This window comes from Polaromonas sp. P1_G4 (assembly GCF_056405475.1).
The window spans coordinates 1-10,924 of record NZ_JBFUCA010000098.1 but is presented as its reverse complement, the minus strand read 5'-3'; the positions used below and the strand labels follow the sequence as shown (position 1 = coordinate 10,924).

Sequence of the window (10,924 nt, the reverse complement as noted above, 5' to 3'; positions counted from 1 at the left end):
CGGCCCAGGCGTTGCGCGAGCAGCCCGAGCGCCTGGACCATTTGCTGGGTGTTGCGCGCTGAGCGGCGCAGGCCCGCCAACCTGGCTTTTTTTATTTCGCGCTTAAAGCGCTCAAAAAACGGCTACGCGCCGCCATCGTGAATGAGCTACGCGGCAAAGCGGCTTTCTGTGCTGAAAAGTCAAAAGCAAAGCACCTTTTTGCGTAGATTCACTTACTAGGGTTTTCCCCTCCGACGGCCTACAATCGCAGACCTTACAAGAAATTGACGGTCGACCCGACCGTTTCCGCTGGAGACCTTGCTGATGCCGACACCCCCCACCGCGACGCCCAATAGCACTGAAGCCAATCGCGAAGAAAAACGCGCCGAATTGCGCAGCGCCGCACTTGAATACCACGAGTTTCCGACCCCGGGCAAGATCGCCATCGCAGCGACCAAACAGCTGACCAACCAGCGCGACCTGGCCCTGGCTTATTCCCCAGGCGTCGCGGCACCTTGCGAAGAAATCGTCAAGGACCCGAACAACGCCTTCAAGTACACCAGCCGCGGCAACCTTGTGGCTGTCGTGACCAACGGCACCGCCGTGCTGGGGCTGGGCGACATCGGCCCGCTGGCCTCCAAGCCGGTCATGGAAGGCAAGGGCGTACTGTTCAAGAAGTTCGCCGGCGTGGATGTTTTCGACATTGAGATCGACGAAAAAGACCCGGCCAAGCTGGTCGACATCATTGCTTCGCTGGAGCCGACCTTCGGCGCCATCAACCTTGAAGACATCAAGGCGCCCGACTGTTTTTATATCGAGCGTGAGCTGCGCAAGCGCATGAAGATCCCGGTCTTCCATGATGACCAGCACGGTACCGCCATCACCGTGGGCGCGGCCGTCCTGAATGCGCTCAAGGTTGTCGGCAAAGGTCCGGGGCAAGTCAAGCTCGTGACGTCCGGCGCGGGCGCGGCCGCCCTGGCTTGCCTGAACCTGTTGCTCAAGCTGGGCATCCAGCGCGAAAACGTGTTCGTGACCGATCTGGCTGGCGTGGTCTACGAAGGCCGCACCGAGCTGATGGACGAAGACAAGATCCAGTTCGCGCAGAAGACCGATGCACGCACGCTTGCCGACGTCATCGCTGGCGCGGACATCTTCCTGGGCCTTTCCGCCGGCGGCGTGCTCAAGAAAGACATGGTCGCCAAAATGGCCGCCAAGCCCATCATCCTGGCGCTGGCCAATCCCAATCCCGAGATCACGCCGGAGGACGTCCGGACCGTGCGCGACGACGCCATCATGGCGACCGGCCGCACCGACTACCCGAATCAGGTCAACAACGTCCTGTGCTTTCCCTACATCTTCCGCGGCGCACTGGATGCCGGAGCATCCACCATCACCGTCGAGATGGAAATCGCGGCTGTACACGCCATAGCCGAGCTGGCGCAGGCCGAGCAAAGTGAAGTCGTGGCAGCCGCCTACGTGGGTGAAAAGCTGGCGTTCGGGCCCGAATACCTGATTCCCAAGCCTTTCGATCCGCGCCTCATGATGAAGATCGCGCCCGCCGTCGCACAGGCGGCGGCCGACAGCGGCGTGGCCCTGCGGCCCATTCAGGACATGAACGCTTACCGCGAACGGCTGCAAAGCTTTGTCTACGCCTCGGGCACGGTGATGAAACCGATTTTCGCGGCCGCCAAGGCCGCCAGCCGCAAGCGTGTGGCCTATGCCGAGGGCGAGGAAGAACGCGTGCTGCGCGCCTGCCAGATCGTGGTGGACGAAGGACTCGCACGCCCGACACTGATTGGCCGACCCGCCATCATTGCCCAGCGCATCGAAAAATTCGGCCTGCGCCTGAAGGAGGAGCTCGACTACGACGTGGTCAATGTCGAGCAGGATCATCGCTACCGCGACTTCTGGCAAACCTATCACCGCCTCATGGAACGCCGTGGTGTGACGGTGCAGATCGCCAAAATCGAAATGCGCCGCCGCCTCACATTGATCGCCGGCATGTTGCTGCACAAAGGCGACGTGGACGGGCTGATTTGCGGTACCTGGGGCACGACGGCCCATCATCTGGACTATCTGGATCAGGTCATCGGCAAGCGCGAAGGCGTCAACACCTATGCCTGCATGAACGGCTTGTTGCTTCCGGGGCGCCAGGTGTTCCTGCTCGATACGCACGTCAACTGCGATCCGACTGCGGAGCAGCTCGCGGAGATCACCACCATGGCGGCCGAGGAAATGATGCGCTTTGGCATCAAACCGAAGGCGGCTCTGCTGTCGCATTCGAATTTTGGATCTTCCAACTTGCCCAGCGCCCTGAAAATGCGCCGCACGCTGGAGTTGCTGCGCGAAAAAGCGCCGTGGCTTGAAGTTGATGGGGAGATGCATGGCGACATGGCACTGGACGCCGATGCGCGCGCCCTCATCATGCCGAACAGCACCCTGACGGGTGAGGCCAACCTCCTGGTACTGCCCAATATTGATGCAGCGAACATTTCCTACAACCTGCTGAAAACAGCGGCGGGTGGCAATATCGCCATCGGCCCGGTTTTGCTGGGAGCAAACAAGCCCATGCACATCCTGACTGCTACGGCAACGGTGCGCCGTATTGTCAACATGACCGCATTGACGGTCGCGGATGCCAATGCGAGTCGATAAGCAAAAATTAGATAGCTAGCACTAACTTAGTGTATCAATGACCTCTCTCTTTACTGCCTAAATTTTCAGCATCCACTTGCGTTTTTTAGCCACATGCGGCAAACTACCTCTCTTGAAATTTAAGGGTTAACCCGAAAAATCGGCGGGTAACTCTGGATTCGAGAAAAAGGTTTTTTTCATGTTGCGCAATGGGTGGGCGGCCAAAACGGCCATGTTGCTGGTTTTGGCAACCGGTCTGGCCGGGTCAATCCCCAGCATGGTGCAGGCAAAGGGCCCGGTTCCGATCGGGACCATAGCGACCGTCCAATTGCCCCCCCAGGGACGCGACATGATGGTGCTGATCTACCAAGGCGGGCCTTTCAAGCATGAAAAGGACGGCGTGGTGTTTGGGAACCGGGAACGACTTCTACCGGCTCAAAGTCGCGGTTACTACCGTGAATACACCGTCAGAACGCCCGGTGAGCGCAGCCGGGGAGCCCGGCGCATCGTTTGTGGTGGCTTGAAACCTGTCGCACCTGATGCCTGTTATTACACCGACGATCACTATGCGAGTTTTCGCAAAATCGTTCAATAAATTGAACTGTGATCGTTATTTTGAGTTTTTGACTTAAGAGAAAGAGTAGCGGAGATGGATACACCACTTCGTCGGGACAACGAAACGCCTTTGCGCAAGGACGGTGAAACGCCCTTGCGCGGCGTACGTCCCAATATCGTTCAATCCATACGGGCCTTCCGGGTGCAAGACCTGCAGGATGCCGCGACACATTTAAACCAGCATTTCCTGTACGCCAACCTGGGCAACGCCCAGAGCAAGCAGGACGTGCTGGACATGATTGCGGCGCAGTACACCTTTCCGGCGCATTTCGGMAAAAACTTCGACGCACTGTACGACTGCATGACGGACCTGGTCCACAAGTCAGGCCCGCAGCCCGGCTTTATTGTCGTGCTCGAGCAAATTCCGGCCAACGCCAAATTTGACAAGGAAGCGCGCGAGCAGTTGCTCGACATCTTCCGGGATGCCTCTGATTACTGGGCGGATCGCAAGATACCGTTCAGATGTTTCTATTCTTTTCTGTAGCCCGCTCCCCAGACATTGGCCAAGGGGATCGGGCGAATGAGGCCCAGCAAGCAACCGCGGAAGGCGAAGAAGTCATGCCGACCGACAAATTGGTAGACGTGTCGCCACTGGCGTTGCGCATGAGCAGCCCGTTTAATGCGGGTTACTGGCTGGCAGCTGCCTGAAAAAAGGCACGCTGTCCGGTTCACAAAAGGCCCGCTTGTTGCGGGCTTTTTTTCGCCAGGCCGGAAGTTAAAGACAACGGCCGCATCCGACGGCGCCGCGACTTAAAACATGTAGTAAAGAATGCGGTGAAAATATTTGCTGATATCAATCGGGATGCGCACCAGCATCAGCTGAAGACGCGCGATGCCGGACAATCGCGGTCGAACCCGATGGCCGATTTGCGTGTCGGTTCCCGCCTGGCGGACCGGATAGGGCAACAAGGCATAGGTATTGATACCGTGTAAATGCCTCGCCTCCATAAAGTCGTCAACGGCCATGTAAAACCGCGCTGATCGCCGTATCAACTCCGCGGCCTCCAGCGGTCCCAGCACATAAGCCGCCGCGCCGGAAGGGTCACCCCAATACTTTGCGTACGGTGTGTCGCCGATGAATTTGTGCCGTTTCTCAAAAACGCCTGCGAGCCTGACCATTGGATACGGTGCCAATTCAAGCTGGGCGAGCAACGCCGTACTTAGCGTTGGAATTAATACGTCATCTTCCAGCACCAGGCATTTTCCGCCCTCGGCCAGCACTGCTCTCCAGGCATCCCGATGCGCGAGAAAACAGCCGACCTCCCCCGGCGACATGCTGTAACCATAACGAATCAGGCGCGCACTTTCGCTGTAACCAACCTCGGCCAGCCGTCCTGGGTCGACTCGCACACCATCAATCAGGCTATAGCGCAGCCCCAGCGCCATCATTTGCCGGTCAATATTCGCTCGCCYGGTGGTCGCCTCGGGAAGTGAGATGACAAATATCTTCATATCAGGTGTACCGACAGCTAATTGCGCAGTTGCGCTACGCTCCGCGCCAGGGCCACATACTCGGTCACCCCGACTTCTTCAGCGCGTCGCTTGACATCAAACTGCCCGCCAAAACCGTGGCTGTCCAGCCACTTTCCCAAGGTGTGACGCAGCAACTTGCGGCGCTGGCTAAAGGCGACCTGCACCAGCTCACTCAGGAGTTTGACGTCCAGCGCCACAGGCGCTGCATGCGGCACCATGCGCACCACGGCGCTATCGACCCGCGGCGGCGGATCGAAACTGTGCGGCGGCACGAACAGCACATTTTCCATCGCGTAGCGCCACTGCAGCATCACGCTGAGCCGGCCATAATCGCTGGTAGCTGGCACCGCCACCATCCGGTCTATCACTTCTTTTTGCAACATGAAGTGCTGGTCTTCTATGACCTCCACGGCATCCAGCAAATGAAACAGGATGGGTGTAGAGATGTTGTAGGGGAGATTGCCGACCACCCGAAGTTTTTGCCCTTCGGCACAGGCCGTTCGCGCCAGCTGGCGGACATCCACTTTCAACACGTCGGACTCAACCACGGCAAGCTGGGGGTGCAATCGCAACTGACGGGCAAGATCGCGGTCCAGCTCAATGACCGTCAAGTGCCCCACCCGTTCAACCAGGGGTTGGGTCAGCGCAGCCAATCCAGGCCCGATCTCCACCATGGCCTGTCCTGGACGTGGAGCAATCGCCTGCACAATCCCCTCAATGACGCCTTGATCCGTCAGGAAATGCTGGCCAAAACGCTTGCGCGGAATATGTTTCACATTGGGGGCGACCTAAAGCCGCCAGACTGGCATACAAACAAGGCTGCCGTTTCTTGGAGAAGTCACCCGGAAAGTTGACCCGCCCACGCAGCGCGAATGGAACCTTAAGGAAGGCCTGAGGCGATCTTCACAGCTGCGGTGCGTCACGGTACTCCACATAGGCGCGGCCCCGAATCTCCTGGATCCACAGTGCATAGGCTTCGTTTTGCTTTTTCTCGCGCAGCACACCGCGTGCCATCTCCCGCTGTTCACGTTGCGATAGCTGGGTCTCGCGGCGTTCAAGTACCTGAATAAGATGGACGCCAAAACGGGATACCAAGGGATCCGAGACCTGATTGGGTGCCAGCCCGTTCATGACTTTCTCGAACTCAGGCACAAACATGCCGGTGCTTGCCCAGCCGAGGTCACCGCCTTCCTTTGCGGAGGCATCGTCGCTGTTCTCACGTGCGAGTGCCGCGAAATCAGCCTGCCCGGCCTGGATGCGTCTTTTAAAACCCGCCAGCTTCTCCACCGCGGCGGCTTCACTGAGCTGTGGCGTCAACCGGAGCAGGATATGCCTGGCATGGGTTTGTGCCACCATCATGCTGGGCATGCCGCCTTGCCGTTTTTCGATGACTTTGAGGATGTGAAATCCCGCCCCGCTTCGAACCGGCCCCGCGAGACCTCCCGCCTGCAATTTGCTTGTCGCCTCAACAAAGAGATCAGGATAGCGGTCTGCAGTCCGCAGCCCCATCAGGCCACCTGAAGCGCGCGTGGGAGACGCTGAAACTTCGGCGGCCAGCGCCGTGAAGTCGGCACCGTTGCGGGCACGGTCCATCACCTGCTGGGCCTTGGCCTGCAGTGCTGCGACTTGATCGGGCGTGGCATTTTCCGGCACGGCCACCAGAATTTCCGCGAGGTTGAGAGCCAGCGAAGACGATGGGGTGCCGCCATCCTGATCACGCAGAAATTGGTCGACTTCCTGCTCCGTAACCGTCGCACGCGCCTCCAGTTCTCGCTGGCGCAGGCGGCTGACCAAAAGCTCGTCCCTCAATTCCGAGCGGAATTGGGCATAGTCAATCCTGTCCGCTTTCAGGCGGTTGCGCAGCTCGTCGACCGTGATCTGGTTTTGGCTGGCGACGGTCTGGACCGCAGCTTCGACGGCATTGTCATCGACCCGCAGGCCCGAATTGCGCGCCATTTGCAGCTGCGCCTTGTCGCTGATCAGGCGTTCCAGAATTTGTCCGACCATTTCACTGCGCGGCGGCACTGTCGCGCCCATCTGAAGCATTTGTTGCTCGGTCCGAATCAACTTGCTTCGAACCTCATTATTGGTAATGGGTTCGGAGTTGACCACGGCAACAATGAAGTCAGCCTGCCGCTGCGCGCTTCCTTGCGCCGACGCAGTCCGGGAGCCCGTGGCCGCGTCGGGCAGGCGCAATGTACCCGATGGCCGCAACCCCTGCGCCTGAGCACCCACCATCAGCACAATCGACAATGCCAAGGCCGTTGTGGCGGCTTGAATGGAGTTCAAAAGGAATCTTGAGACGGCGCGGTTATTAGTCATAAGTAGTAAAGCGGCTTGGCGTGCTGGTATTCTCACGCAGATATTGGTAACGTGGAACATTCGACTTCAGGGTTTCCAGGGGGTTGGAGCCGAGGCGCGAAAACCCCACAAGTTCAAGCTGGAACAGGATTTTCGTATCCGAGCTTCCGGTCCCGGTTTGAGAGCGCTGCAGAACCACGCGCCCTATCCAGCAGCAACCATCGTATTCAACACCGATGATCGAGTCGACCAGTTTTTTGTCCAGCACGCTGTAATTCAGGCGCCCAACGGCATAGTAGCGGCCGCCTCCCTGGCCCTGCCCAGCGCCCAGATCTTTTCCTTTGTCGCCCCACAAATCATTGATAGGCCACTGCCAGCCCACGTCAATTTGCTCGCTGACATTGCGCTGGCGCCGGAATGCGGCACTGATGACGCGGTAATTGCTGGGGTTGTAGCGCACGCCAATCGATGCACGCTCAGATTGCTTGGTCTTCGGGTTGTACTGAACCGTACTGTCGAAAGACCACTGCGGCACCCAATTGACGGAAGCCCCGACCAGCAAGTCGCTGATGCGGTCGGTGACCGGCAATACACCCGGCAGGGTCACCTTCTGATCCTCAAAACGAAAGCGCTGCGCAATGCCGACACGCACAGCTTCAGCACCGGTCGCAGGATCCAGCAGACGCGAGGTAACGCCCAGGGTCAGCAGGTTAGCGTCTGAAATACGGTCATTGCCGACAAATGCGTTTTCGGTAAAGACCGTGGCGAAGTTGAAGTCGTTGGACCCGGAGTCGTAGTTGGGCAGCAGGCTCTGGTCGCGATAGGGTGTACGCACATAAAAGGCCCGGGGCTCCAGTGTCTGGGTAAAGTTCCGGCCCAGGAACCCGGCATTACGTTCAAACTGCACGCCGCTGTCCAGGCTGAAGGTAGGCACAACACGCGACGCCGTTGTCGCACCATTGGGCAACGCTGAATCAAATTTGTAACTCGTGGCATGCAGCTGCACTTTGGGGGTGATGTACCCCGCAGGCAGCAGCCAGGGGCGGCTCAGTTGCAGCCGCGTGAATGCCCGGTCACTATTGGGCTGGTTGGTGAGCTGACGATCTGCGGAAAAACGGGTGAAGTCGCCCTCCACCGACCAGTCAAAGCCATTGCCCAATCCCACCACCGGCGCATCCACACGGGTGTACGCCGCTGCAAACTGGGGCAGGCGGTCGTAAGGCGGAACGATGGGCGAAGTGACATCCTGCAATGTCTGCCATTTGAGCGTTCGCATGGACGAAGAAAAGAACCCGCGGGTCCACGACAAACTCGCGTCCTGGGGCAGAAGGCGCTGGGTGGTCGCCCCCTTGAGAGCTGGAAAGTCACGCCAATAATCGTTGTCACTCACCCGGTTCATGTTGAGGTTGATGCCCAGGTCGCCGACGGATGACAGGCCGCTGCTGAAGGCACCAACGTGTTGATAACTGTAGGACCAGCGGTCACGATTGCGCAACTTGTCGCCGGGCAGGAAGTTTCCCTGCAGTTCGCCTGTGTACTTCGGCTCCAGGTAGCGGAATTCGCCGGCGAGGTCCACCCCGCGTTTGGTCATGATCGCCGGTGAAAATGTCGCGTCCCGATTGGGCGCAATATCAAAGTAATAAGGTTGCCGATACTCAAACCCGTTGATTGAGCCCATGCCGATGGAGGGCGGCAGAAGACCCGACTTGCGCTTGTCGCTCAACGGAAAACTCACCCGGGGGAAAGCCAGGATAGGCACATCCTTGAAACGCACAACGGCTCCATTGGCAACGCCAACTTCGCGGTCCAGGTCAAACTCGAAGCTTCTGGCGCGCAATACCCATGAGGGCTCCCAGCTGGCCTCGTCATTGCGCTCGCAGGTGGTGTAGCTGGCGCGCTGGGCCGTCAAATGGCCTTCATCGATGAAATCGATCCGCTCCGCCTGGCCGTTTCCGCTGTTGCTGAGGAAGCGGTAGGCCGGCGTCGTGAAAAAGCCTTCAAACCGGTCCAGCTTGATCTCCAGCTCGGGACCCTCAAACCTGTTGCCCGCCCGGTTGATGCGAACATTGCCGCGGCTTTTAAGTTGGTCTTCGGGCTGGTAGTACTCAATGCGGTCCGCGCGGATGGCGGTAGACCCGCGGCGCAATTCCGCATTGCCGTCAATCACGGTCTCAAGATCGGGGCGGCCGGAAATCCGGTCGCCAAAAACAAATGTGGGGCCCTTGTCCTGCGGGTCGCTGGAAACCTGCTCGGCCAGCTGGGGCGAAGACTTGAGTTTCGGGGTGTCGCCTGCGGGCGGGTCTGCGGAGGGGACGGCGGAAGCGCCCTGAAGAGGAGCAGGTGACGCAGCCGGAGTTTGGGCGAGCGCCGTCCCGGCACCGGTCATCCCCAGTGCTGCGCAAACCACCAGCGTGGAGACAGCTTGAGCTATCGGGGAAAGAATAAAGGGCGAAGGGGATGCGCGGCGCATCGTTTATGTGAGATAAACCCGTTTGTAAAATCAGGCCTGATTATCCATGACCCTCCACCCCGTCCCCACAATGTCGAACCAGCGCCCAATTGCAGGGCTGGCAGGGACTCCAGAAACATGACCACTCCCTCCATTGCCTGGGCCGACCCGGCACGTGCCATGGCTTTCGAAGCCTGGCTGACCGCCGCTGCCCGCCAGCACAACCTGCGGGTCGACACCATCAGGCCGGCATCAGCTGACGCAAGTTTTCGGCGCTACTTCCGGGTGGACGCCGCAACAGGCGATGGCAGTTACATCGTCATGGACGCACCACCTGCACAGGAAGATTGCAAACCTTTCGTCAAGGTCGCCGGCCTGATGAACGGCGCCGGCTTGATTGCCCCGCGCGTACTGGCCTGGGATGAACCAATGGGCTTCATGCTGCTAAGCGACCTGGGTGCGCAGACCATGATGGAAGCAATTAGACCGCCCGCCGAGGTTGACGCTATCGCCAGCCCCACTCCGGCGCACTACGACCTGTATGTGGATGCGGTGGAGGCCCTGGTGCGCTGGCAACTCGCCTCCACGCCCGGCGTGCTTCCGCCCTATGACGACGCACTTCTGTCTCGCGAGCTATCGCTCTTTCCAGACTGGTATGTCGCCAAACATCGCAGCCTGGCGCTGGACTCTGGCCTTCAGGACAAGCTGAACGCCATCTTCGAACAGATCAAGGCCAGCAATCTGAATTCGCTGGATGGCGCACGGGTGTTTGTGCACCGCGACTTCATGCCTCGCAACCTGATGATCACCCGGCCCAGCAACGCAGGGGGCATGCAATTTTCCGACGGGCCGCCCCTAGGGAACGAGCCCCGCAGCGTATCGAAACGGGGCAGCGCAGTACGCGAAGCGACAAGCGTGGGGGCTCCACCTTTGGGCGTGCTGGACTTTCAGGACGCGGTCTACGGCCCCATCACCTACGACATCGCCAGCCTGATGCGCGACGCCTTCCTGAGCTGGGAAGAAGATTTCGTACTGGACATCACCGTGCGCTATTGGCAAAAAGCCCGCAAGGCGGGCCTGCCGGTCGGCGACGATTTTGGCGAGTTTTACCGGGCCGTGGAATGGATGGGCCTGCAGCGCCACCTCAAGATTCTGGGCATCTTTGCGCGCCTCACGCTGCGCGACGGCAAGCCCAAATACCTGGCCGACACACCCCGCTTCATCAAATACGCCCGCAACACCGCCGCGCGCTACCGGCAACTGGGGCCGCTGATGGTGCTGCTCGACGAGATTGAGGGYAAYGAAACCCGTGTGGGCTACACCTTTTGATGCACMATCRGGCYRTAGCSCYYGCTGGTTCTGCGCMAGCAGCTATTATTTTTATAGCRTTCACRGCAARSWCCTAACAATGCATCYTCCTGCACCAGCACCATGACCGCCCGGTTTTTCGCTGACATCGCACTGGCGCCCGGC

Annotated in this window: 9 protein-coding genes; 4 read left to right on the top strand and 5 right to left on the bottom strand. The window is 59.3% G+C overall.

Going from position 1 to position 10,924, the window contains the following annotated elements:
• The first annotated feature begins 303 nt into the window (after nucleotides 1–303).
• Complete coding sequence (locus AC1D1X_RS07150; protein ID WP_477670467.1) at nucleotides 304–2,634, top strand: NADP-dependent malic enzyme; 2,331 nt, start codon at nucleotides 304–306, stop codon at nucleotides 2,632–2,634.
• A gap of 126 nt (nucleotides 2,635–2,760) precedes the next feature.
• Here AC1D1X_RS07150 and AC1D1X_RS07145 read toward each other — a convergent pair whose 3' ends face one another.
• Entirely contained in the window at nucleotides 2,761–2,892 is a 132-nt protein-coding gene (locus AC1D1X_RS07145) for a hypothetical protein (protein WP_477698047.1), read from the bottom strand.
• Here AC1D1X_RS07145 and AC1D1X_RS07140 point away from each other — a divergent pair.
• Both AC1D1X_RS07140 and AC1D1X_RS07135 read left to right on the top strand, forming a co-directional pair.
• A complete protein-coding gene (locus tag AC1D1X_RS07140) occupies nucleotides 2,846–3,208 on the top strand; it encodes a guanyl-specific ribonuclease (protein WP_477698046.1) in 363 nt (120 codons plus the stop codon). The two genes, AC1D1X_RS07145 and AC1D1X_RS07140, sit on opposite strands and share 47 nt — an antisense overlap.
• 54 nt (nucleotides 3,209–3,262) lie before the next feature.
• Nucleotides 3,263–3,712, top strand: coding sequence for a barstar family protein (locus AC1D1X_RS07135; RefSeq protein ID WP_348050784.1), 450 nt, complete (start codon nucleotides 3,263–3,265; stop codon nucleotides 3,710–3,712).
• 266 nt (nucleotides 3,713–3,978) lie between these two features.
• Here AC1D1X_RS07135 and AC1D1X_RS07130 read toward each other — a convergent pair whose 3' ends face one another.
• From AC1D1X_RS07130 to AC1D1X_RS07115, 4 genes are all read right to left on the bottom strand, one after another.
• The gene (locus tag AC1D1X_RS07130) at nucleotides 3,979–4,680 is read right to left on the bottom strand and encodes a glycosyltransferase family 25 protein (protein WP_477698045.1); all 702 of its coding nucleotides are present in this window, start codon (nucleotides 4,678–4,680) and stop codon (nucleotides 3,979–3,981) included.
• 17 nt (nucleotides 4,681–4,697) lie between these two features.
• The gene (gene rsmA / locus AC1D1X_RS07125; protein WP_477670465.1) at nucleotides 4,698–5,477 is read right to left on the bottom strand and encodes a 16S rRNA (adenine(1518)-N(6)/adenine(1519)-N(6))-dimethyltransferase RsmA; all 780 of its coding nucleotides are present in this window, start codon (nucleotides 5,475–5,477) and stop codon (nucleotides 4,698–4,700) included.
• Nucleotides 5,478–5,604: 127 nt separating this feature from the next.
• Entirely contained in the window at nucleotides 5,605–7,023 is a 1,419-nt protein-coding gene (locus tag AC1D1X_RS07120) for a peptidylprolyl isomerase (RefSeq protein ID WP_477670464.1), read from the bottom strand.
• Nucleotides 7,016–9,472, bottom strand: coding sequence for an LPS-assembly protein LptD (locus AC1D1X_RS07115; protein WP_477670463.1), 2,457 nt, complete (start codon nucleotides 9,470–9,472; stop codon nucleotides 7,016–7,018). Before AC1D1X_RS07115 ends, AC1D1X_RS07120 begins: the two co-directional genes overlap by 8 nt.
• A gap of 117 nt (nucleotides 9,473–9,589) precedes the next feature.
• Here AC1D1X_RS07115 and AC1D1X_RS07110 point away from each other — a divergent pair, with 117 nt between their 5' ends.
• Nucleotides 9,590–10,780 (top strand): aminoglycoside phosphotransferase family protein, encoded by a 1,191-nt coding sequence (locus tag AC1D1X_RS07110; protein ID WP_477670462.1) that lies wholly within the window; start codon nucleotides 9,590–9,592, stop codon nucleotides 10,778–10,780.
• The last annotated feature ends 144 nt before the right edge of the window (nucleotides 10,781–10,924 follow it).

Excerpts from the sequence above, each read along its gene's own strand:
- AC1D1X_RS07140 (WP_477698046.1), top strand. The coding sequence starts at position 2,846 with ATGTTGCTGGTTTTGGCAACCGGTCTGGCCGGGTCAATCCCCAGCATG.
- AC1D1X_RS07150 (WP_477670467.1), top strand. The coding sequence starts at position 304 with ATGCCGACACCCCCCACCGCGACGCCCAATAGCACTGAAGCCAATCGC.
- AC1D1X_RS07115 (WP_477670463.1), bottom strand. The coding sequence starts at position 9,472 with ATGCGCCGCGCATCCCCTTCGCCCTTTATTCTTTCCCCGATAGCTCAA.
- AC1D1X_RS07120 (WP_477670464.1), bottom strand. The coding sequence starts at position 7,023 with ATGACTAATAACCGCGCCGTCTCAAGATTCCTTTTGAACTCCATTCAA.
- AC1D1X_RS07145 (WP_477698047.1), bottom strand. The coding sequence starts at position 2,892 with ATGCTGGGGATTGACCCGGCCAGACCGGTTGCCAAAACCAGCAACATG.